We start from the raw sequence: 21,409 nt of genomic DNA, 5'->3' as shown, positions 1-21,409 counted from the left end.
CCTGCTACAAGTCTCGTGGGCTCGGAGATGTGTATAAGAGACAGGGCTACGATATGACCACCATGTTGCTGGCCAGCGGTAAAAAACGCATTATCTATTTTGGTTCAATGTCTGATATCCGCGATGAACAGCGTTACACGGGATATTGTCAGGCAATGGCTAACCATGATTTACCTACCGGTCGTATTTCCCCCAATAAGATCTCTTCCATTTCAATTGGGACGGGCATGATGACGCTTGCGAGCCAAATGTATCCGGATATGGATGGAATTCTCTGTACCAACGACGATCTGGCCGTGGGCGTGTTACAGGAATGCCTGGCAAACGGTATCAGCGTTCCAGCGCAAATTGCCATTGCCGGATTTCACGGTCTTGAGATCGGGCAGATCATCACCCCCCGGTTAGCCAGCGTACTGACGCCACGCTATGAGATGGGGAAAGTGGCGACAGAAATCATAATAAAAAAAATTAAAGGGCTGCCGACCATTGAACGTGTCGATCTCCACTTCCGCCTGTCAATGGGGGAGACAATATAGCTTTCCTCGCCAGTCACTTCAGCACTGGCCATAATTGCCCGCTTCGCCAGAAGAACATCACTCGCTATCCCGACCAGAAATTCGGCCAGATGGCGCCACCCACCTGACCGAACGCCCCCTTAACGTGCCTTGCGGCGCCGGAGCCAGAATAGGACCAGCAGAATAATGACGACCGCCGCGACGGCCATGCCAGGCAGAATCATCGGCTGTGCGCGCGCCAACAGCGGTTTCGGGCCCCCGGCGCGAACTTCACTCACGTCCTCCTCAGTCACGCTCAGCGTGCTGTTGCCGTATTTCTGCAGCACGAAGTTAGCGATATCGGCAACCTGCTTATCCGTCAGCTCTCCGACATAGGAACCGGCGCCAAAGCTCGGCATCAGTACGTGCTTGCCGTCAACCCGGCGATCAACCCCCTGCAAAATGGCGGCAATCAGGTTTGACGGATTGCTCGCGGCCGTGGTGGAGTTGTTGAATAGCGAAGGGTAGGCCTGGTTCAAACTGCCGCTGCCGTCCGGCTGATGGCAACTGGCGCAGTAGCCGCTGTAGAGCGCCTCGCCGCTATTGAGCGTGTGGTTGGCGTTGGGCGAATTCATGCCACGGAGATGGTGCTCAACGTTGTAATGCGCCTGGCCAAGGCCATTGCCCTGGCGCCCCTCGCCCTGTGACGGCACGGTCTTCAGGTAAGTTGCAATCGCCCGCAGCTGCCGGTCGGTCAGGTATTGGAAGCTGTGCTCAACGGCTTCAGCCATTGGCCCCGCAGCTTGTGCGCGCCCTTCCGCCCGACCGGTTTTCAGGTAGTCCACTAACTCCTGCTCGCTCCAGTCGCCGATCCCTTCCTGGCGATCGGCGGTGATATTCGGCGCGTACCAAGAACCCAACGATGCCCCCATCAGGAAGCGCGAATTGTCTTCCGCCATCAGCACATTACGCGGCGTATGACAGGTTCCGCAGTGAGCCGGCCCCTGCACCAGCGCGGCCCCCTCGTTCCACGCCTCACCTTTCGTCACATCCGGGGTGAAACGCCGATCGTCCAAATAAAGCATGTTCCACACCGCCATGGAGAGGCGGATGTTAAACGGAAACGGCAGATCGGTTTGGCGCTTGGCCGGCTCATCGACCGGGGCAACGCCATGCATGAAATAGGTATACAACGCGTGGATCTCGTCATCACTCAGACGGGTATAGGCGGTGTAAGGCATTGCCGGATAGAGATACGTCCCATCTTGCCGGATCCCAGAACGCAGAACCTCGGCAAACGCCGCTTCAGAATAGCCACCGATGCCGTATTTTACCGATGGGGTGATATTGGTGGCGTAGATAGTGCCCATGGGAGAAGCAATGCCGTACCCCCCGGCAAAAGGCTTGCCCTGCTGCTGCGTATTCGTATGGCAGGCCATGCAGTCCGAGGCAATAGCCAGCGCTTGCCCTCTAGCGATCAGATCGCCGTCCTGGGCATGCGCCGCGAAGCCGCTTCCCAGCAGCAGCGTCGCTGCCAGCGAGTGGGTGATTTTATTCATTTGCTCTCCAGGGCGCGCAGTACGTCATTGGCCGCCTTGAGTCCAAGCGCCGCCATCGTCAACGTGGTGTTGACAACGCTGGCTGAAACCATGGCGCCTCCACCCGGGATCCAAAGGTTGTCATGATCGTGGGCGCGGCAATTGCCGTTCACCACCGAGTTCGTGGGATCGCTGCCCATGATCGTGCCGCCCATAATGTGGTTGTTGGCATTCAGCTTGTCGTTAATCACAAACTCTTGCGCATCAAACAAGTCGCCAATCTGCCGTAGCTGGGTTTTGACCACTTCCAGCCCCTTGCGCACGTAATCGCCAACGTCGTAGTGGATGTCCGGGCAGGCCAGGCCATGCTTGTCTTTGCGGGTAGGGCTCAGGGTCAGACGGTTGTTCGGGTCCGGCAGCGGTTCCAGGCTGATGGAGAGATCCACCGAGCGGCTGGCGCGATCGCGCACTTCATCCTGCAGCGCCTTGCCGACCTTGCCCGTTTTCAGGACTTCAAGGGCGGAGGGGATCACCCGGTTGATATTGTTGATGATGATCTTGTTGGCGGAGTGGTCGCTGCGGAACGCGCCGTCACGGTACCCCACCATGCAGCTGCTCTGCGCCGGGCCGCGGCCAACCCACAGAGCCTCTCGCGCCAGGAAGGAACAGTGCAGGCCAGAGTGATCCATCATGTTGCGCCCCACCTGATCCGAGCTGTTCGCGATGCCGTTCGGGTTCTTTTCGTTGGCCGCCAGCAGCAGCAAGCGCGGGTTCTCAATCCCATTGCAGGCCAGAACGAACGTTTTACCGATCGCCCGATGGGAGTTATGCGCCGTGTCGTACCAGTGAACGGCGGTGACGCGGTTATTGTCGTCGGTGTCAATTTTGTACACCACCGCCTCGGGGATCACCTTCGCCCCCTTGTGTTCGGCCCGTTCAACGTGGTGAATGCCGTTGTACATCGCCCCGATAGGGCAAATCGGCTGGCAATTGTTATTGCCGCAGCAGGTGGGCCGTCCGTTCCAGGGGCGGGTGCTGCGGCCTTGCGGAATGGGTACCGATTTAAAACCGTGAGGATTAACAATCTCAGCAATGCGTCTGTCGCCGTAGGCCCAGGGCACCATGTCCATCGGGTAAGGCCCGCTGCGTTCCGCAGGGGACTGCCACTCTGGATTATTCGGGCCGGCAACGCCTATTTCCTCTTCGGCTTTCGCGTACCACGGTTCGATATCTTCGTAGGAAATAGGCCAGTCTCTCCCCACGCCATAGAGGGATTTCATGCGAAAATCATTGGGATGGTTGCGCCAGCAAGAAGCGGCCCAGTGCCAGGTGGTTCCCCCCACCACACGCAAATAGCCCTGTTTAAAGCCTGAGCCATTGGGGCCGGTCAGTTTGATATAGTCGTTCTCCGGGAAATAGAGCGGCGCGGTGGCGTACTCCGATTGCGGGTAAAGCCCCTGAAAATCCGACCCCGCACGATTGTGCAGTGGCATATTGCGCCAGTTTTCCACAGCCTGTGCGCGCTCAATGCGCGGGCCTGCCTCAAGCACCAGCACCGAGTAGCCCTGGCTCACCAAAGCATCCGCCATCAGACCGCCCACAATACCGGAACCGACAATGACGACATCGGCCTCTGCATCGCCGGAAGCATTAATTATTGGGCTTTTCACACGCGGTCCTCATATTTTTTATCGGCTACGGCAGGCAAATCTGTTGCGGGAATGGAAGGTTGGCGGGTAACGCCCGGCGGCAAGCCGGTCCACCACAGCGGGCCAAAATTGCACCAGGTCGGCACAATCAGGGCATCCTGAACCGTGCGATACATCAGCGCCTCTTTATAACTAATCAACTGACCCTGCTCAGCGTTTGAAGGATCTACGGTTCCGGTATACCACGCGGTCACGATCGCCTGGATAAGCTCCCTCTGCCCCTGTTCAATCGCATGTCGGTTCAAGGCTTCCGCATCGGTGGCTTGCTGGCTCAGGATGAACAGGGCGTTGAGTTGCGAGTTCAACTGCGGAAAATGTTCGCGCAGTGCGGAAAAATAGCGGGCGGAGAGTGTGACGTCCAAATCGTCAAACTCGGTAATTTTTCTCGAAATTTGCAAAAATTGCGCGTATTCAACGGGCGAGGCGGCAATTTGCGCCCGTTCGGCATAGGTTATATTTGAATAAGGCAACAGGCTGGCGGCGACGATGACGCCCACCATTTTCCCCAGCGCCTCCCTGCGGGTAAGCACGATTTGCAACGACATTATTAGCTCCGAAATAATTTATTTTTATATAGTTTTTTTAATATCTATCAGAACGCAGGCAAACCAAAATAAAAAATTGTGCTAATGGGGAGGAACCGCATTAAAAGATCAAGGCGTTATGAGATTGGCTACATCGACTACAGAGGTAAACTCCGGCCTTTAATGATGTAATCTGAATCTGAAGCAAATATCCCTGTAAATAATACGGCGTAATCTCTGCCGTACATTTATTCAACCCAACTCAATTTTTAAAATTTAGGGGCTATGGCTTTGACGGGAAAGGCGCATTCTTCGGAATCGCTGCAGACGGCGGATGAACGAGGCTTTCCGCCGGGCAGCCTGAAGTAGCGGTACCAGCCGCCGCTGAACGTCTTGCTACGTCAGCAGGGCGCCGTCGATTTTCGCCACAATTTTACGCAGAACTGCCGGCGTTGTGCAGGTACTCATCGGGCGATGCAGCTCCCCCGGGAAGATAACGGCCAGTTCACCGGGTTGCAGGTGGATGAGAGTCTCACCGGGGATCGCCGGACTAAACCCAAGGTCGTGCGCCTCGTTAAATGGCTCACTCAACGGCAAAGGCAGCCCCAGAACCCCGGCGCCAATCACTTCTCGCCCTTCCAGGACAAGATGGATATCCAGATACTGGCGATGAAACTCCGGCTTCTGGTCGGCCAACAGTTTGGTTTCCCCTTCAACGACGTTAAAGAACATCTGTTTACCCTGCACCTGATAGTGGCCGACAGGTAAATTGTACGGCTCACTTTCAATAATGCTGGCCAGCATTTTTCGAATGGCTGCCGGATAGAATTTATTATTTACGGCAGTGGTTAAGGCATCAATAATCATAATATTTTCTCTGGTAGATATCGATTCGGTATTTCACCGACAAGAACAATGGCTGGGTATTTTTATGGCAACAGGCAATCTCGGCGTAATTACGGTAGAATCGCTATTAGATCGTTCTACGGGCGCCACTATGAATAAGCAACAAAGCAAACCGCTTTGTTGTTAATATTTACAGCCTATCACCACTGTGAGTAAACTCCACCTGAAAGGCTATTCGGCATGGTGAAATAAGTCATGACCTATCTCACGGTTTTTAGCCGCTTAAAACTGTGACAAAAGTCACTTAATTAAGTGTTACGAAACGACGTTACTTATCCTGTGATCCACGGCAGAAAATCACTGGATATTCACCGCTCTCACCAAAATCGATCGATTTAGCCTTCTCCCCCTACGGGCATAATGAGTTATTTTCCCCGATAGTCACTGACAGAAACCACGAAATTGCACACGAGATCACGCCAGCAGTAACATGCTTTTTTAACACTCTTTGGCGTGATGCAGATCGCAAAAATAAGCGGTAAAAAAACGTCTGATACAGGGTATCCCCTATTTTTCAGACAGGATCGCAACGATGCACACTGACACTCAACCTACCATTTTGCTTATCGCGCCGGTGATGGATGCTTTGCAAGCCGCGTTGGACGCCCGCTACCGGGTATTCCGTCTCTATGAACAATCAGATATTCCAGCCTTCCTGGTTCGCCATGGCGCAGACGTTCAGGCGGTGGTCACCCGTGGTGATGTGGGGGTAACCCGAGAGACGCTGGAGCAGTTGCCGCAGGTGGGCATGATTGCTGTCTTTGGCGTGGGAACCGACGCTATCGATCTCAACTACACCCGGGAACGCCATATCAGCGTCGGGATCACCGCCGGCGTGCTGACCGATGATGTGGCAGATCTGGCTCTGGGGCTAATGCTGTCCGCCAGCCGCCGCCTCTGCCAGGGGGACCGATTTGTACGCGAAGGCCGCTGGGAAACGACGCCGCCACCGCTGGCGACTAAAGTGAGCGGTAAACGCATCGGTATTTTCGGCATGGGGAATATTGGCCAAGCCATCGCCCGCCGGGCGAAAGGCTTCGATATGACCATCCTGTATACTGACCGCCAGCGCAAAGACGGCCTGGATTACCAGTGGTGCGCCGATCTGCACACGCTCGCAGCACAGAGTGATTTCCTGGTGATCGCGGCATCCGGCAGTGCGGAAAACCGCGGGATTATTGATGCCAGTGTATTTAACGCCATGCCCGAACGCGCCTGGCTTATCAATATTGCCCGCGGCAGCCTGGTCGATGAGGCGGCGCTGATAAAGGCGTTACAAAATCATGTTATCGCCGGGGCCGCTCTGGATGTCTTTGAAAACGAACCCCATGTCCCGACAGCGTTCTTTGCTCTCGAGAATGTTCTGCTTCAACCCCATGTGGCCAGCGCTACCGTAGAAACTCGTCAGGGAATGAGCCAATCCGTTTTGGATAATCTGGCAGGTTATTTTTCACATCAGGATATTCCTGGGTTAATTCAATAAAAATGATCGTTTGAGTTACGAATAATCATTTTTATCCGCCAACTCAATATCCTCTGTGAATGGCGGATATCATCGAGACGCTATTATGACCGATAAAATACCAGGAACTCGCTGGCTGCGGGTTATCGCGCCGATCCTTATCACCTGCATTATTTCATTTATGGATCGCGTTAATATCAGCTTTGCTCTGCCGGGCGGCATGGAACAGGATTTAGGCATTACCAGCCAGATGGCTGGCGTGGCCAGCGGTATCTTTTTTATTGGTTATTTATTTCTGCAAATCCCTGGCGGACGACTTGCGGTTTACGGTAGCGGAAAACGTTTTATAGCCTGGTCGCTCGTGGCCTGGGCGATTGTCTCTATCGCCACCGGATTCGTCACCCATGAATATCAACTGCTCGTGCTGCGTTTTATTCTCGGGATCTCCGAAGGGGGAATGTTGCCCGTCGTGCTGACCATGGTAAGCAATTGGTTTCCGGAAAAAGAACTGGGGCGCGCCAATGCCTTTGTCATGATGTTTGCCCCACTAGGGGGGATGCTGACCGCCCCGGTTTCCGGCGCGATTATTGCCACTCTCGACTGGCGCTGGCTGTTCATTATCGAAGGCTTGTTGTCGGTCGTGGTGTTGGCCATTTGGTGGCTGGTAATCAGTGACCGTCCGGAAGAGGCGCGTTGGCTACCGGCGAAGGAACGCGACTATTTATTGACCGAACTGGCCCGAGAGCGCAAAGCGCGGGAAGGGAGGGTGCCGGCAGCGAAGGCGCCGTTAAAAGCGGTGTTTCGCAACAAGGGATTGATGCGCCTGGTCGTGCTGAATTTCTTTTACCAGACCGGAGACTATGGGTATACGTTGTGGCTGCCCACCATCTTGAAAAACCTGACCGGTGGCAGCATGGCCAATGTTGGGGTATTGGCGATCCTGCCGTTTGTTGCCACTCTGGCGGGGATTTATGTGATTTCGATGTTCAGCGATCGCAGCGGTAAACGCCGTTTGTGGGTCAGGATCTCCCTGTACTGTTTTGCGGCGGCGCTGATAGCCTCGGTGATCCTGCATGAGCACGTGGTGGCCGCCTATATCGCGCTGGTGGTGTGCGGCTTCTTCCTTAAAGCGGCGACCAGCCCCTTCTGGTCAATTCCCGGACGCATTGCGGCGGCGGAAGTGGCGGGCAGCGCACGCGGGGTGATCAACGGGCTGGGCAACCTCGGTGGGTTCTGCGGCCCCTATCTGGTAGGCGTCATGATTTATCTGTACGGACAGAACGTCGCGGTTTGCGCGCTGGCGGCATCGCTGTTGCTGGCAGGAAGTATCACCTTCCTGCTGCCGAAAGAATGCGACCGCTCCTGCGAAGAAACGGACAACCGCCTGCCATCCGGGGCTAAACAGAAGTGGAGTTAAACGGTAATGGCGCGCTGTGGGCAGCAACGGCGGCTCACACCCGCATCAGGATTGGGCGGCGCGTTGTGTTATCGCGGTTAAATGCCAGGCCAATGGCTTGAGCGACTCACACGCCAACCCGCACCAAACGGTGATGCGATCGTTGAGAATCAGCTTTTCTAAAAACGGTTATAACTCAATGGGGTGATGCATAGGGAGATTGGAGCGGGTGAAGGGAATCGAACCCTCGTATGCAGCTTGGGAAGCTGCCGTTCTACCATTGAACTACACCCGCATCGGTGTGCGACAGGCATTATAACCGGTTATCGGCGACGGGCAAGCGGAGATGGCGCGTAACTGTCGATGTTTTAAGCGGTTAAGTCCCGTAGACGAAAAAAAACCGGCGCAGTTGCCTGCACCGGTTGTTGCACGCTAAACGGGATTATTTCTGTGGGCGCATCGCCGGGAACAGAATCACGTCGCGGATGGTGTGGCTGTTGGTGAACAGCATCACCATGCGGTCGATGCCGATGCCCAGACCGGCGGTCGGCGGCAGGCCGTGCTCCAGCGCGGTGACGTAGTCTTCGTCGTAGAACATCGCTTCGTCGTCGCCGGCGTCTTTGGCGTTCACCTGATCGGCGAAGCGCTGCGCCTGGTCTTCAGCGTCGTTCAGCTCGGAGAAGCCGTTGCCGATTTCACGGCCGCCGATGAAGAACTCGAAGCGGTCGGTGATTTCCGGGTTCACGTCGTTGCGGCGCGCCAGCGGCGACACTTCAGCCGGGTACTCGGTGATGAAGGTCGGCTGAATCAGATGGCTTTCCGCCACTTCTTCGAAGATCTCGGTCACGACGCGGCCCAGGCCCCAGCTCTTCTCAACCTTGATGCCGATGGATTCAGCGATGGCCACCGCTTTGCCCATGTCGGCCAGGTCAGCCAGATCGGTTTCCGGACGGTATTTCTTGATCGCCTCGGTCATGGTCAGCTTCTCGAACGGCTTGCCGAAGTCGAACACTTCGTCGCCGTACTGCACCTGAGAGGTGCCCAGCACTTTCTCGGTCAGGGTGCGGAACAGGGTCTCGGTCAGCTCGATCAGGTCTTTGTAATCCGCGTAAGCCATGTAGAGTTCCATCATGGTGAACTCTGGGTTATGACGCGGAGAAACGCCTTCGTTGCGGAAGTTGCGGTTGATTTCGAACACGCGCTCGAAGCCGCCGACCACCAGACGCTTCAGATACAGTTCCGGCGCGATGCGCAGGTACATGTCGATATCCAGCGCATTGTGGTGGGTGATGAACGGACGCGCGGACGCGCCGCCCGGGATCACCTGCATCATCGGGGTTTCGACTTCCATGAAGCCGCGTTCCACCATGAAGTTACGGATAGCGGACATCACCTGCGAACGCACCTTGAAGGTGTTGCGCGATTCTTCGTTGGCGATCAGATCCAGGTAACGCTGGCGGTAACGGGTTTCCTGATCCGCCAGGCCGTGGAATTTGTCCGGCAGCGGACGCAGCGCTTTGGTCAGCAGACGCAGTTCGGTGCAGTGGATCGACAGTTCGCCGGTCTTGGTTTTGAACAGCTTGCCGCGCGCGCCGAGGATATCGCCCAGGTCCCACTTCTTGAACTGCTCGTTGTACACGCCTTCAGCCAGATCGTCGCGCGCGACGTACAGCTGAATGCGGCCGCCCACGTCCTGCAGCGTAACGAAGGATGCCTTGCCCATAATGCGGCGGGTCATCATGCGGCCGGCGACGGTCACTTCTACGCCCAGCGCTTCCAGCTCTTCGTTGTCTTTATCGCCGTACGCGGCGTGCAGTTTGTCGGAGGTGGAGTCGCGACGGAAGTCGTTCGGGAACGCAATGCCGTTCTCACGCAGGCCGGCCAGTTTCTCGCGGCGGGACTGCAGTTCGTTATTGAGATCCAGCGCCTGATCGGCGCCCTGTACTTGTTGTTCAGACATTTCTATTCCTCATAACCCGGCTTTCAAACTTGCCTCAATGAATTTATCCAGGTCGCCATCCAGTACGGCCTGCGTGTTACGCGTTTCGACGTTGGTGCGCAAATCCTTGATGCGGGAGTCATCCAGCACGTAAGAACGGATTTGGCTGCCCCAGCCGATGTCGGACTTGTTGTCTTCCATCGTCTGCTTATCAGCATTTTTCTTTTGCATCTCAAACTCGTACAGCTTGGCTCGCAGCTGTTTAAACGCTTGATCCTTGTTCTTATGCTGAGAACGATCGTTCTGGCACTGCACCACGATGTTGGTTGGCAGGTGAGTAATACGTACGGCGGATTCGGTTTTGTTGACGTGCTGACCGCCCGCACCGGAGGCGCGGTACACGTCGATACGCAGATCCGCCGGGTTGATTTCGATATCGATATCGTCGTCGACTTCCGGGTAGATGAACACCGAGCTGAACGAGGTGTGGCGACGGCCGCCGGAGTCGAACGGGCTCTTGCGCACCAGGCGATGCACGCCGGTTTCAGTGCGCAACCAGCCGAACGCGTAGTCGCCGATGATCTTGATGGTGGCCGATTTCAGGCCCGCGACGTCGCCGTCGGACTCTTCGATCACTTCGGTCTTGAAGCCCTTGGCTTCAGCCCAGCGCAGGTACATGCGCAGCAGCATGCTGGCCCAGTCCTGCGCTTCGGTGCCGCCGGAGCCGGCCTGGATATCCAGGTAGCAGTCGGCGCTGTCGTATTCGCCGGAGAACATGCGGCGGAATTCCAACTGATCCAGCTTGCTCATCAGTTGATCCAGCTCGGCGACCGCTTCGTTGAAGGTCTCTTCATCGTCGGCTTCCACCGCCAGTTCCAGCAGCCCGCCGACGTCTTCGCCGCCCTGCTCCAGCTGATCGATGGTTTCAACGATGGCTTCCAGCGCGGCGCGCTCTTTGCCGAGCGCCTGTGCGCGCTCCGGCTCGTTCCAGACGTCCGGCTGCTCCAGCTCGGCGTTGACTTCTTCTAGGCGTTCCTTCTTGGCATCATAGTCAAAGATACCCCCTAAGAACCGCAGTCCGCTCGGACAGGTCCTGAATTCGGTTTTTTACCGGGTTAATTTCAAACATGGTTTCGTTCTTTTACGTTGATGTCGTCGATGGCGGAATGCCATTGGAACCGCTAATTCTAACGGATCCGGGCGGCAGTTTATAGCGAGTTGGTCAGTTTTTGTGGCGATCGGGAAGGATGCCGGGGATTGGAGAGCCCAATCCCCGAATTGTGTTCAATTTCACTTCAGCGCGGCCAAAGATGCTGGATCAGCAGTTGCACATTGCGGTTGCCGCGAAACTCGTTGACGTCGAGCTTGTAGGCCAGTTCCACTTCGCGCACGCTGCTGTCCGGCCACAGCGTGGTGTCCACGTTAAACGCGATGCCGTCGAGCAGCGGGCCGCCGCCGAGCGGTTCCACCATCAGCTTCAGGTGTTTCTCGCCCACCAGCCGCTGCTGCAGAATGCGGAACTTGCCGTCGAAGGTCGGTTCAGGGAACGCCTGGCCCCACGGGCCGCCCTCGCGCAGCAGCTCCGCCGTGGTCAGCGACAGCTCCTGCATCGCCAGTTCGCCGTCGGACCAGATAACCCCTTCCAGCATCGCCGGATCGAGCCATTCCCCCACCAGCTCGCCGAAACGCTGGCGGAACTCGTCGAATTTGGCCTCTTCCAGCGACAGCCCGGCCGCCATCGCGTGGCCGCCGAACTTCATCATCAGCCCGGGGTTCAGCATATCCAGCCGCTCCAGCGCGTCGCGCATGTGCAAGCCGGGCACCGAACGGCCGGAGCCCTTCAGGATGCCGTCGCCCGCCGGCGCGAACGCGATCACCGGGCGGTGGAAACGCTCTTTGATGCGCGAAGCGAGGATGCCCACCACGCCCTGATGCCATTCCGGGTGATACATCGCCAACCCATAAGGCAGCTCGGTGCTGGTGCGCTCCAACTGATCGCACAGCTGCAGAGCTTCCACCTGCATGCCCTGCTCTATCTCGCGGCGCGTCTGGTTCAGCGCATCGAGATCGTTGGCCAGCATGCGCGCCTGCGCAATGTCGTCGCTCAGCAGCAGCGCCACGCCGATAGACATGTCGTCCAGCCGGCCGGCGGCGTTGAGGCGCGGGCCGAGGGCGAAACCGAGATCGTTGGCCGCCAGCTGGCGGGCGTCGCGGTTGGCCACCTCAAGCAGCGCGCGGATGCCCGGTCGGCATTTGCCGGCGCGGATGCGGTTTAACCCCTGATACACCAGAATGCGGTTGTTGGCGTCCAGCGGCACCACGTCGGCCACGGTGCCGAGCGCCACCAGATCCAGCAGTTCCGCCAGATTCGGCATCGCCAGCGCGCGCTGCTCGAACCAGCCGCTGTCCCGCAGCCGGGCGCGCAGCGCCAGCATCAGGTAGAACGCCACGCCTACCCCCGCCAGCGATTTGGACGGGAAGGCGCAGCCGCGCAGGTTGGGATTGACGATCGCTTCAGCCGCCGGCAGGGTCTCGCCCGGCAGGTGGTGATCGGTCACCAGCACCTGCATGCCTTTGGCGTGCGCCACGTCGACGCCGGCGTGGGAGGAGATGCCGTTATCGACGGTGACAATGAGTTCTGCGCCGCGCGCCGCCGCCTGCTCCACCACTTCAGGGCTCAGGCCGTAGCCGTCTTCGAAGCGGTTTGGCACCAGATAATCGACGGCTGCGCCGCCCATGCTGCGCAGCGCCAACACCGTCAGCGCGGTGCTGGTGGCGCCATCGGCGTCGAAATCGCCCACCACCATGATGCGGCGGCCGTCGGCCAGCGCCTGTTGCAGCAGGCTGACGGCGTCGTCGATACCGTCCAACTGTTGCCAGGGCAGCATGCCCTTGACGCTGCGTTCCAACTCTTGCTCAGCCTGCACGCCGCGCAGGGCGTAAAGCCGGCGCAGCAGCGGCGGCAAACTGGCGGGCAGATGCGTGTCGTCCGCCGCCGGGCGGCGGCGTAGTTGCGTTTTGATACTCACCGGCGATTAACCACCGGCTTTGGTGGCGGCCTGGTGCGCATCCAGCATGGCGGCCATCTCTTTCGGCCCCTGATAGCCCGGGATCATCATGCCGTTTTCCAGGATGATGGCCGGCGTGCCCTGAATGCCGAACTGTACGCCCAGCTCGTAATGCTTGCTGATGTCGGTTTTACAGGTCGCCGGAGAAACGGCGTCGCCCTTCATGGCGGCGTCGAACGCCTTGGCCTTGTCGGCGGTGCACCAGATCGACTGCATGTCTTTTTCAGCCTGGGATGCCAGCCCCTGGCGCGGGAATGCCAGGTAACGCACGGTAATACCCAGATCGTTGTACTCTTTCATCTGCTGATGCAGCTTGTGACAGTAACCGCAGGTGATGTCGGTGAACACGGTGATCACGTGTTTCTCTTTCGGCGCCTTGTACACGATCATCTGATCTTTCAGCGCGTCCATCTTGCTGCTCAGCAGTTGGTTGGTCACGTTGACCGGCTCTTTGCCGCTGACGTCGAACAGCGGGCCCTGCAGGATGTGCTTGCCGTCTTCGGAGGCGTACAGCACGCCGCTGTCGGTCAGCACGGTTTTCAGGCCGTTGACCGGTGAAGGCTGCACGTCCGCCTGCTGGATGCCCAGGCTGGCGAGCGCTTTTTTGATCGCCGCGTCATCGGCATGGGCGGCGCCGGCCACCGAGGCCACCAGCAGTGAAAGCAGCATTAAACCTTTTTTCATTATTCCAATCCTTTCGAACCCGCCGCTCAGGCGCGCGGGTGATGCTGTTGATGTAGCTGTTTCAGTCGTTCGGTCGCTACATGAGTATAAATTTGCGTGGTCGAGAGATCGCTGTGCCCTAACAACATCTGTACGACACGGAGATCGGCCCCATGGTTCAGCAAATGGGTAGCGAACGCGTGCCGCAACACGTGCGGCGACAGACGCTCGCTGTCGATGCCCGCAAGGATGGCATAGTGTTTGATGCGATGCCAGAACGTCTGTCGGGTCATTTGCTGGCAGCGGGTGCTGGGGAACAGCACATCCAGCGTCTGGCCGTTGACCAGCCATGGGCGGCCGTGCTCCAGATAGTTTTCGATCCAGTAGACCGCCTCTTCGCCCAGCGGCACCAGCCGCTCCTTGTTGCCCTTGCCGATCACCCGCACCACGCCCTGACGCAGGCTGACGTCGCTGATGTTCAGCCCCACCAGCTCGGAAACCCGCAGCCCGGTGGCGTACAACACTTCGAGCATCGCCTTGTCGCGCAGCTCCAGCGGCTGATCGACGCAGGGCGCCTGCAGCAACGCATCGACCTGCGCCTCGCTCAGATCCTTCGGCAAGCGCTGCGGCAGTTTGGGAGACGCCAGCTGCGCGGTGGGATCGTCGGCGCGCAGCTTTTCGCGGTACAGATATTGAAACAGGCGCCTCATGGCGCTCAACAAACGCGCGGAGCTGGTGGCCTTGTAACCGCCATCCACCCGCTCGGCGAGAAACGCCTGCAGATCCAGCGCCTGCGCCTGCAGCAAATCGGTCTTCTGCTGGCCAAGCCAGGCGCCCAGGGCCTGCAAATCCAGCCGATAGGAGGCCAGCGTATTTTCCGCCAGATTGCGCTCAAGCCACAGCGCATCCAGGAATTGTTCAATCAGCGCATTGTCTTGCTGTTGCACGCGGTCCTCTCTTTGTTGCATTTCCACCCGCGCCATTATGCCTTAAGCCGGGGCAAATCAGGTATACTCGCTGCAATTCTCTAAACAGCAACGTAACGGTTTACACATGAAGATTGGTCTGTTTTACGGCTCCAGCACCTGCTACACCGAAATGGCGGCAGAAAAAATCCGTGAGATTCTGGGTGAAGACCTGGTCGACCTGCACAACCTGAAAGACGTATCGCCCAAGCTGATGGAGGACTATTCCATTCTGATCCTCGGCATCCCGACCTGGGATTTCGGCGAACTGCAGGAAGACTGGGAAGCGATCTGGCCGCAGCTGGCGGCGCTGGATCTGAAAGGCAAGATCGTCGCCATGTACGGCATGGGCGATCAACTCGGTTACGGTGAGTGGTTCCTCGACGCGCTGGGCATGCTGCACGATCACATCGCGCCGCTGGGCGTACAGTTCATCGGCTTCTGGCCCACTGAGGGTTTCGAGTTCACCAGCCCCAAACCGCTGAGCGCCGACGGCAAACACTTCGTCGGCCTGGCGCTCGATGAGGTCAACCAATACGATCTGAGCGAAGAGCGCCTGCAGCAATGGTGCGAACAGATCCTGTTGGAGATGGAGCCGCTGCTGTAGCCGCTATCGGGCGCGTAGCGCCCGATTTCCCTCACTATTTCCACAGCCGGAAGCGTGGCTCGTCTTCCCCGGCCGGCGTTTCCTTGGTCAAACGCGCCGGATCGGCCACCTGATACCAGTCCAGCTTGCGCGTCAACAGCATAATGCCCGCCAGAATGGCGAACAGCAGCCCAGCCCCCAGCACCAACGCATTGTCCTCCGACTGCAACAGCAAATAGAGCACGCCGTACAACAGCAATAGGCTCGCGGCGAACAGCGTACCGCGCAGCTTGCCGCGCAGTACGGCGCACAGATAGAAGCCGATCAGGCCGCTGCAGGCGATGCTGGCCGCCAGGTAAGCGAGAGCGAATCCCAGGTGTTCGGAGAAAGCCAGCAGAATCAGGTAGAACAACACCAGCGCCGCGCCGACCAGCAGGTACTGAATCGGATGCACCCGCAGCCCGGTCAGGGTTTCGAACAGGAAAAACGCCATAAACGTCAGCCCGATAAACAACAGCGCGTATTTGACCGCGCGCTCGGTCAGCTGATAGTGATCGACCGGTTCGACCAGGCTGGCGCTGAAGGCAGGCAGTTTGTCCTCGTCGATAATGCCATCGTCGTAATGAAACGCACTGTTGATGTTGTTGGCGAACCAGGTGCTGCGCCAGCGAGCGCTAAACCCTTGCTCCGTCACCTTACGTTCATCCGGCAGGAAGTTGCCGAGGAAATTCGGGTGTGGCCAGTTGCTTTGCAGTTGCAGCTCGCTGCTGCGCCCCAGCGGCACCAGCGACAGGCTGCTGGTGCCCGCCAGCGTCAGGGTAAAGTCGGCGTTCAGCCCCTCTTTTTGTTGCAGAGCCGCCAGCGTCAGCGGTGCGTGGATCCCCTGACGCAACGACCCCACGCCGGTGCCCGGTTCAAACGCCACCGGCTGCGGTGTTGCCAGCGGGGAAATGCGCTTGATGCCGCGAGAGTCGCTCAGCGCCACCAGCAGGAACGGCTGGCCGACGGTCACGTTGGCGCGTTGCAAATCCGACAGTTCCGGCTGGCCGAAACGCACCTTGAAGTTTAGCGGCCCCTGGTAAACCTGTGTCTGATAAATGCCCAGCTTGCGCACCTCCACATTCGGCGCGCCCTGTACCTGAAGCGACTCCGGCAGCACATAGCGGTAATGCTGCACTCGCTGCACCACCGTTTGCCCTTTCTCGTCTTTCTTCTCTTCTTGTTCGACGTAGGGAATGACAATCAACGGACCGAGTATGCGCTGAGCCCCGCTGGTGCTTTCGCTCACCTGCCCGACCACGCTTTGCCGATAGCCGCTGCGTTCGTCGATCACGCTCATCAGTTGGGTGATGGGGATCAACATCACCACCATCAATCCCAGCAGCGTGGTTATTTTCCAGAAAAGTACCGATTTCATCATGCTCACTCCTCGTAGGTAATGAGGCCACGATAAAACCCGCTGGTGAAATCAGAATGTGGTTATGTGAAGGGAAGGTGAAGTCACAGCGATAAAATGAAAGTCGCTTCCACCCCGTGCGGCCGGCGGTTGCGCAGGTGAATGCCGCCATGATGCAGACGCGCGACCTCCTGCACGAAGTTCAGGCCCAGCCCGCTGCTTTTCGGCCGTTCGGCGCGCGGCAGCGAATAAAAACGCTCAAACACCTTATCGAGCGCATAGTCCGGAATGCCGCTGCCGTCATCGCAAACGCTGATGCAATAACGCTGTTCCCGCCGTTCGCCTCGCACGCTGACGCAACCGCCCGGCGGGGTAAAGTCGATCGCGTTGTCCAGCAGGTTGGTCAGCGCCTGGCTGATCAGCAACGCATCGCCGTTCAGCGTCACCTCCGCCAACGCCTCCAGTTGCAATCTGACGCCGCGCTGCGTCGCCTGCGCCTCTTTGCCCGCCACCGTCTGGCCGATCAGCGCCGCGATCGCGAGGGGCGCGGTCTCCATTTCTGGCCGGCTCTCCAGCCGCGCCTGCACCAGCAGTTTGTCCACCAGTTGCTGGATGCGTGCGCTTTGCTGCTCAATATTGGTGAGAAAGCGCCGGGCTGTCTCCGGCGGTGGCAGCTCCTGCAACAGCTCCGCCGCCCCCCGGATCGCCGCCAGCGGGCTTTTCAGCTCATGCGTCAGGGTATGTGCATACTGTTCGATATAAGCTTTGCCTTCCAGCTTCAGACGCATGCTCTCCAACGCCTGCGCCAGCTGCGTCAATTCCCGGCCGCCCACTTTGGGCAACGGCGCGGTTTCCCCTTGCGCCACCCCGTCGGCATAACGCACCAGCCGGCCTATGGAACGGTTGATCCACCAGACGAACGCCGCCCCGATCAGCAGCGCGATCCCCAGCAGCAATGCGCCGGCCCACAAAATGCGCCGTTCGCTGCGTTTGATCACCGGCGCCATGGTGCTGTTGGGCTTGCCCACGGTAAGCACGCCGATAATATGCCCTTGTTCTATCACCGGCGCGGCCACATACATCACCGAACTGTTTTCATCCTGCGGGTCGCTGCGGGTGCTGCGGGCGCCGTATTGGCCGCGCAGCGTCCGATAAACGTCATTCCAGCGGGAATAATCCTGCCCCTGAGCGCGGCCGGCGGAATCGAAGATGACCTTGCCTCGCGCATCGGTAAGATAGACGTGGTATTCGCTGCGATCCTTGCGGATGCCGGAGATATTGGCGCCGATCGGCCGCTGGTTCAGCTGCGTAAACGCCTGCGCCAGTTGGCCATGCGCCGCATCGCCGCGCTGCATGTCCTGACGGGCGATCTGCGCCAGCAGATTGGCGGTATCCACCAGCGTGCCTTCGGTGGCGCGCCGCACGCCGGGCTTCACTTCCTGGACGAAAATGCTCAGCACGAAGTACCCGGCCACCGCCACAATCAGGAAATATCCCAGCAGCAGGCGCAGGCCAATTTTCATGGCTGGCGGCTCACGCTGTAGCCCAATCCGCGGTGGGTGTGGATCGGCGGCTCACCGGGTTCAACCGCACGCAGCTTGGCGCGCAGGGTTTTTATGTGGGTATCGACGGTGCGCTCCAGGCTTTCTTCCGCCTGCGCCCAAACGCTTTCCATCAGTTGCTGCCGCGAGAACACCCGTCCAGGCGCCAACAACAGTGTCTTCAGCAACAGGTATTCATAACGGGTCAGCGGCAGCGGCCGCTGATGGTAGGAGATGGTGGCCGCATCTTCGTCGAGGACGAAAGCGCCGAAATGGTAGCGCGCGCTCTGTTGCAGGCGCTGCTGCTTATGCAGGCGGCGCAAAATGGTGCGCACCCGTGCGCTGACCTCGCGCGGGGAGAACGGCTTGGCGACATAGTCGTCGGCGCCGATCTCCAGCCCGATCAGGCGATCCACTTCATCACTGCGGGCGGTAAGAAACAGAATCGGCAGGTCGGCCGCCTGAGCCAACAGGCGGCGACACAATTCAAAGCCGTTGATATCCGGCAAACCAACATCGAGGATAGCGAGCGCGGGCGCCCCCTGCGCCAGTGCCTGCAACGCCGGCTCCGCGCGTTCGAACCAACGTACCTCGAAGCCTTCGCTCTCCAGCGTGTAAACCAGCGTATCGGCAATGCTGGGTTCATCCTCCACCAACCAGAGTACGGGTTTCATCAGGACTCCTCGCCGTCACCCGCCGGCGGATACAGCAACAGCTGCCGCAGGTGGCGCCATTCCTCTTTGCTCATGCAGTCGGAAGCCAGCCACAGCCGGCGGCGCTTTTTGCCTTCCATCGGCTGCAGCGTCAACAGCATGCCGTAACCCGGCATCCACGGTTTTTTCGCCAGTCGCCACTCGCGGCCGTGCCAGCTGAAACGCCGATCCGCCAGCAGCCGCAGCTCGCCCTGCACCGCGGCGATGCGCTTCTGGCTGCGAATGCACTGAAACACCACCAGCGTCAGCAGCACCAGCCAGAGCGGGCCAAAGCCTTCCGGCCAGGGCGAAATCAGGATCAGCAGGATCAGAACGCCGTGGGTCAACAGTGAAAACAGCTGGGTGCGCCAGGAAATGCGGATATCACATCGCCACTGGGCCACGGTCTTTATTTCGCGTTTGGATCAGGGTCACCATTCTCTGCAGCTCGCCGTCCTGCGGCGCGCCATGATTCATCAGCCAGTTGAACAAATCGGGATCGTCGCACTCCAGCAGGCGGATAAACAGCGCCTTGTCCGCATCATTCAGGCTGTCGTATTCGTATTCGAAGAACGGCATGATGGAGATGTCCAGCTCGCGCATGCCACGGCGGCAAGCCCAGTGAATACGTGCTTTGTTGTTAATATCCATGTTGTTATGACTCACCTCTTTTCAGCGCGGCAGCGCCAGCGCAGGGTTCAAATGACACACTGTATGGCAACGCCGTCGCAATATAATTCCATCAACCGGGGATCTGTCTGCAAGGGTGCCCTGGCCGCAAGCCTATAGAGTAACAATTTGACATACACGCCGGGAAGGCGCTTTGTGGCGGAAAACGCAATAAAGCGCAAAATGCCAAAAAAAGCGCCCCCCGGCGCCGCGGCGCGAATAACAGTTTGCAAAGCCCGCCGCCTCTTTTACCATGGGTCCAATACCCTTCAGGTAAGCTAAACGTTGAGCAGGAACTTACTATGGCGCATAACATTCCATTCCCACCCCGTCAGCCCTCCGCTTCCACCCATCTGCCCCTGACGCTGATCTCGCTGGAAGATTGGGCGCTGGTGACGCTGAACGGGCCGGACACGGTGAAATATCTCCAGGGCCAGGTGACGGCGGACATCGACGCGCTGGCGGCCGATCAACACGTGCTGTGCGCCCACTGCGACGCCAAGGGCAAAATGTGGAGCAACCTGCGTCTGTTCCACCGTGGCGAAGGCTTCGCCTATCTGGAGCGCCGCAGCGTGCTGGACAGCCAACTGGCGGAAATCAAAAAATACGCGGTGTTCTCCAAAGTCACCATCGCCGCCGATAATGACGCGGTATTGCTGGGTGTCGCCGGTTTCCAGGCGCGCGCCGCGCTGGCGGGCCTGTTCGCCACGCTGCCAAGCGCTGAGCACCCGGTGGTGCAGGACGGCGAGACCACGATTCTGCACTTCAATGCGCCGGCGGAGCGTTTTCTGCTGGTGACCCGCCCCGCCGTGGCCGAACAGCTGATCGGCAAACTGCATGACCAGGCGGAACGGAATGACAGCAACCAGTGGCTGGCGCTGGAGATCGAAGCCGGTTATCCGGTTATCGACGCCGCCAACAGCGCGCAGCTGATCCCGCAGGCCACCAACCTCCAGGCGCTGGAAGGCATCAGTTTCAGCAAGGGCTGCTATACCGGTCAGGAGATGGTGGCGCGCGCCAAGTTCCGCGGCGCCAACAAACGTGCGCTCTACTGGCTGGAAGGTAAAGCGGCTCGCGCCCCGCAGGCGGCGGAAGATCTGGAGCTGCAGCTGGGGGAAAACTGGCGTCGCACCGGCACCGTACTGGCGTCGAGCCAGTTAGCCGACGGTACGCTGTGGGTGCAGGTGGTGATGAACAACGATCTGGATGCCGACAGCAAGCTGCGGGTGCGCGACGATGCCGCCAGCCAGCTGGCGATCAAACCGTTGCCCTACTCGCTGGCCGAAGAGAAATAATCCGTCGGCCGCAGGCCCCCTGCCTGCGGCCATCTTCGTTACTCGTCCAACTCCCCGTCGCGCTGCACCAGATAGATCAGCACCAAGATGATGGTGACGAAGAAGCGAAACGCGCTCGGCACGCCGTTCCATTGCTGCGACATCCACATGCCGAACCACTCCCCCCCAATCGACATAAAACCGACCTGCCAGGTAAGGAAGCCCAGCGTCAGCCCCGCTACCGCCCATTTTTTGCGGCCGTTGAAAGCGTTGGCGGGCAGTTTCAGGCCGCACAGCAGGCGCAGGCCACCAATCCAGCACAGCAGCGCGGTCAGACTCTCCAACGCAATGATGAAAATATAACCGACGTGATGCAGCCACGGCGTCTGTATCGAGCGGTAGCCGATGGTGGCCTCGGGGAATATAGTGTCCATCATAAAGACGTGGCGCACGAAGGCGAAGTTGGAGCCGTAGTCGGTGAGGTTACCGAAGGCCACCAGCGAAGCGAACAAGGCGATAGCGCAGACCAGCAGCGCTTTGGATAAGCGAACGATCATCTTGATGAGTCCTGAACAGAGGTTAGAGAA

General features: G+C 58.7%; 20 protein-coding genes and 1 tRNA gene. 5 read left to right on the top strand and 16 right to left on the bottom strand.

Annotated elements, in window-relative coordinates; genetic code table 11:
* Positions 1 to 536 (top strand): substrate-binding domain-containing protein (locus tag MMS95_RS14400; protein ID WP_242141821.1); only part of this gene is annotated, 536 nt, incomplete at its 5' end.
* A gap of 119 nt (positions 537 to 655) precedes the next feature.
* On the opposite strand, the gene MMS95_RS14395 is transcribed toward MMS95_RS14400, so the two are convergent.
* The 4 genes from MMS95_RS14395 to MMS95_RS14380 all read right to left on the bottom strand — a co-directional run bounded on the left by MMS95_RS14395 (position 656) and on the right by MMS95_RS14380 (position 5,132).
* On the bottom strand, positions 656 to 2,053 hold the full coding sequence (locus tag MMS95_RS14395; RefSeq protein WP_242141819.1) for a cytochrome c: 1,398 nt from the start codon (positions 2,051 to 2,053) through the stop codon (positions 656 to 658).
* On the bottom strand, positions 2,050 to 3,702 hold the full coding sequence (locus MMS95_RS14390) for a GMC family oxidoreductase (protein ID WP_025304112.1): 1,653 nt from the start codon (positions 3,700 to 3,702) through the stop codon (positions 2,050 to 2,052). The genes MMS95_RS14395 and MMS95_RS14390 overlap by 4 nt, the downstream gene beginning before the upstream one ends.
* Positions 3,699 to 4,286: a sugar dehydrogenase complex small subunit gene (locus MMS95_RS14385; RefSeq protein WP_154871753.1), complete on the bottom strand. Its 588-nt coding sequence runs from the start codon at positions 4,284 to 4,286 to the stop codon at positions 3,699 to 3,701. The genes MMS95_RS14390 and MMS95_RS14385 overlap by 4 nt, the downstream gene beginning before the upstream one ends.
* Positions 4,287 to 4,661: 375 nt before the next feature.
* The gene (locus MMS95_RS14380) at positions 4,662 to 5,132 is read right to left on the bottom strand and encodes a YhcH/YjgK/YiaL family protein (RefSeq protein WP_015378962.1); all 471 of its coding nucleotides are present in this window, start codon (positions 5,130 to 5,132) and stop codon (positions 4,662 to 4,664) included.
* 571 nt (positions 5,133 to 5,703) lie between these two features.
* Here MMS95_RS14380 and MMS95_RS14375 point away from each other — a divergent pair.
* The gene (locus MMS95_RS14375; RefSeq protein WP_015378963.1) at positions 5,704 to 6,654 is read left to right on the top strand and encodes a 2-hydroxyacid dehydrogenase; all 951 of its coding nucleotides are present in this window, start codon (positions 5,704 to 5,706) and stop codon (positions 6,652 to 6,654) included.
* Between the two features lie 85 nt (positions 6,655 to 6,739).
* Positions 6,740 to 8,050, top strand: a complete 1,311-nt coding sequence (locus MMS95_RS14370; RefSeq protein ID WP_242141817.1) for an MFS transporter — start codon at positions 6,740 to 6,742, stop codon at positions 8,048 to 8,050.
* A 200-nt stretch (positions 8,051 to 8,250) separates the two neighbouring features.
* Here the strand turns inward: MMS95_RS14370 and MMS95_RS14365 are convergent.
* The 6 genes from MMS95_RS14365 to xerD all read right to left on the bottom strand — a co-directional run bounded on the left by MMS95_RS14365 (position 8,251) and on the right by xerD (position 14,646).
* Positions 8,251 to 8,324, bottom strand: a tRNA-Gly gene (locus MMS95_RS14365).
* Positions 8,325 to 8,471: 147 nt separating this feature from the next.
* Complete coding sequence (gene lysS / locus MMS95_RS14360; protein WP_004931697.1) at positions 8,472 to 9,989, bottom strand: lysine--tRNA ligase; 1,518 nt, start codon at positions 9,987 to 9,989, stop codon at positions 8,472 to 8,474.
* Positions 9,990 to 9,998: 9 nt separating this feature from the next.
* Positions 9,999 to 11,097 (bottom strand): peptide chain release factor 2 gene (gene prfB, locus MMS95_RS14355; protein ID WP_096242572.1). Its coding sequence is split into 2 segments (ribosomal slippage): positions 9,999 to 11,021 and positions 11,023 to 11,097, totalling 1,098 coding nucleotides; the frame shifts between segments, so codons are not numbered across the junction.
* Between the two features lie 166 nt (positions 11,098 to 11,263).
* On the bottom strand, positions 11,264 to 12,997 hold the full coding sequence (gene recJ, locus MMS95_RS14350; RefSeq protein ID WP_015378966.1) for a single-stranded-DNA-specific exonuclease RecJ: 1,734 nt from the start codon (positions 12,995 to 12,997) through the stop codon (positions 11,264 to 11,266).
* Positions 12,998 to 13,003: 6 nt separating this feature from the next.
* Complete coding sequence (gene dsbC, locus MMS95_RS14345; protein ID WP_004931688.1) at positions 13,004 to 13,720, bottom strand: bifunctional protein-disulfide isomerase/oxidoreductase DsbC; 717 nt, start codon at positions 13,718 to 13,720, stop codon at positions 13,004 to 13,006.
* Between the two features lie 26 nt (positions 13,721 to 13,746).
* A complete protein-coding gene (gene xerD, locus MMS95_RS14340; RefSeq protein WP_004931685.1) occupies positions 13,747 to 14,646 on the bottom strand; it encodes a site-specific tyrosine recombinase XerD in 900 nt (299 codons plus the stop codon).
* A 106-nt stretch (positions 14,647 to 14,752) separates the two neighbouring features.
* Between xerD and fldB the strand changes: the two genes are divergently transcribed.
* Positions 14,753 to 15,271: a flavodoxin FldB gene (gene fldB / locus MMS95_RS14335; RefSeq protein WP_004931683.1), complete on the top strand. Its 519-nt coding sequence runs from the start codon at positions 14,753 to 14,755 to the stop codon at positions 15,269 to 15,271.
* Between the two features lie 34 nt (positions 15,272 to 15,305).
* Here the strand turns inward: fldB and creD are convergent, their stop codons facing one another.
* The 5 genes from creD to sdhE form a co-directional block, all read right to left on the bottom strand.
* On the bottom strand, positions 15,306 to 16,670 hold the full coding sequence (gene creD / locus MMS95_RS14330; protein WP_085337104.1) for a cell envelope integrity protein CreD: 1,365 nt from the start codon (positions 16,668 to 16,670) through the stop codon (positions 15,306 to 15,308).
* 80 nt (positions 16,671 to 16,750) lie between these two features.
* Positions 16,751 to 18,169: a two-component system sensor histidine kinase CreC gene (gene creC, locus MMS95_RS14325; protein ID WP_033632173.1), complete on the bottom strand. Its 1,419-nt coding sequence runs from the start codon at positions 18,167 to 18,169 to the stop codon at positions 16,751 to 16,753.
* Positions 18,166 to 18,861 (bottom strand): two-component system response regulator CreB, encoded by a 696-nt coding sequence (gene creB, locus MMS95_RS14320; protein ID WP_033632172.1) that lies wholly within the window; start codon positions 18,859 to 18,861, stop codon positions 18,166 to 18,168. The genes creC and creB overlap by 4 nt, the downstream gene beginning before the upstream one ends.
* On the bottom strand, positions 18,861 to 19,283 hold the full coding sequence (locus tag MMS95_RS14315) for a protein YgfX (protein WP_033632171.1): 423 nt from the start codon (positions 19,281 to 19,283) through the stop codon (positions 18,861 to 18,863). The genes creB and MMS95_RS14315 overlap by 1 nt, the downstream gene beginning before the upstream one ends.
* Entirely contained in the window at positions 19,264 to 19,530 is a 267-nt protein-coding gene (gene sdhE / locus MMS95_RS14310) for an FAD assembly factor SdhE (RefSeq protein ID WP_004931679.1), read from the bottom strand. The genes MMS95_RS14315 and sdhE overlap by 20 nt, the downstream gene beginning before the upstream one ends.
* Positions 19,531 to 19,850: 320 nt before the next feature.
* Here sdhE and ygfZ point away from each other — a divergent pair, with 320 nt between their 5' ends.
* Positions 19,851 to 20,843, top strand: coding sequence for a tRNA-modifying protein YgfZ (gene ygfZ, locus MMS95_RS14305; RefSeq protein WP_015378968.1), 993 nt, complete (start codon positions 19,851 to 19,853; stop codon positions 20,841 to 20,843).
* A gap of 38 nt (positions 20,844 to 20,881) precedes the next feature.
* On the opposite strand, the gene MMS95_RS14300 is transcribed toward ygfZ, so the two are convergent.
* Positions 20,882 to 21,379, bottom strand: coding sequence for a DUF2165 domain-containing protein (locus MMS95_RS14300; protein ID WP_242141815.1), 498 nt, complete (start codon positions 21,377 to 21,379; stop codon positions 20,882 to 20,884).
* Positions 21,380 to 21,409 lie beyond the last annotated feature (30 nt).

The sequence above is a fragment of the Serratia sp. PGPR-27 genome (assembly GCF_022678525.1).
GTDB classification, from domain to species: Bacteria; Pseudomonadota; Gammaproteobacteria; order Enterobacterales; family Enterobacteriaceae; genus Serratia; species Serratia nematodiphila.
This window is presented reverse-complemented; position numbering and strand designations above follow the sequence as displayed.

Bases quoted from the DNA above. Each gene is read 5' to 3' on its own strand.
- lysS (WP_004931697.1), bottom strand. From the start codon at position 9,989: ATGTCTGAACAACAAGTACAGGGCGCCGATCAGGCGCTGGATCTCAAT.
- dsbC (WP_004931688.1), bottom strand. From the start codon at position 13,720: ATGAAAAAAGGTTTAATGCTGCTTTCACTGCTGGTGGCCTCGGTGGCC.
- MMS95_RS14380 (WP_015378962.1), bottom strand. From the start codon at position 5,132: ATGATTATTGATGCCTTAACCACTGCCGTAAATAATAAATTCTATCCG.
- MMS95_RS14375 (WP_015378963.1), top strand. From the start codon at position 5,704: ATGCACACTGACACTCAACCTACCATTTTGCTTATCGCGCCGGTGATG.
- MMS95_RS14385 (WP_154871753.1), bottom strand. From the start codon at position 4,286: ATGTCGTTGCAAATCGTGCTTACCCGCAGGGAGGCGCTGGGGAAAATG.
- MMS95_RS14300 (WP_242141815.1), bottom strand. From the start codon at position 21,379: ATGATCGTTCGCTTATCCAAAGCGCTGCTGGTCTGCGCTATCGCCTTG.
- creC (WP_033632173.1), bottom strand. From the start codon at position 18,169: ATGAAAATTGGCCTGCGCCTGCTGCTGGGATATTTCCTGATTGTGGCG.
- fldB (WP_004931683.1), top strand. From the start codon at position 14,753: ATGAAGATTGGTCTGTTTTACGGCTCCAGCACCTGCTACACCGAAATG.
- ygfZ (WP_015378968.1), top strand. From the start codon at position 19,851: ATGGCGCATAACATTCCATTCCCACCCCGTCAGCCCTCCGCTTCCACC.
- sdhE (WP_004931679.1), bottom strand. From the start codon at position 19,530: ATGGATATTAACAACAAAGCACGTATTCACTGGGCTTGCCGCCGTGGC.
- creB (WP_033632172.1), bottom strand. From the start codon at position 18,861: ATGAAACCCGTACTCTGGTTGGTGGAGGATGAACCCAGCATTGCCGAT.
- MMS95_RS14395 (WP_242141819.1), bottom strand. From the start codon at position 2,053: ATGAATAAAATCACCCACTCGCTGGCAGCGACGCTGCTGCTGGGAAGC.
- MMS95_RS14370 (WP_242141817.1), top strand. From the start codon at position 6,740: ATGACCGATAAAATACCAGGAACTCGCTGGCTGCGGGTTATCGCGCCG.
- creD (WP_085337104.1), bottom strand. From the start codon at position 16,670: ATGATGAAATCGGTACTTTTCTGGAAAATAACCACGCTGCTGGGATTG.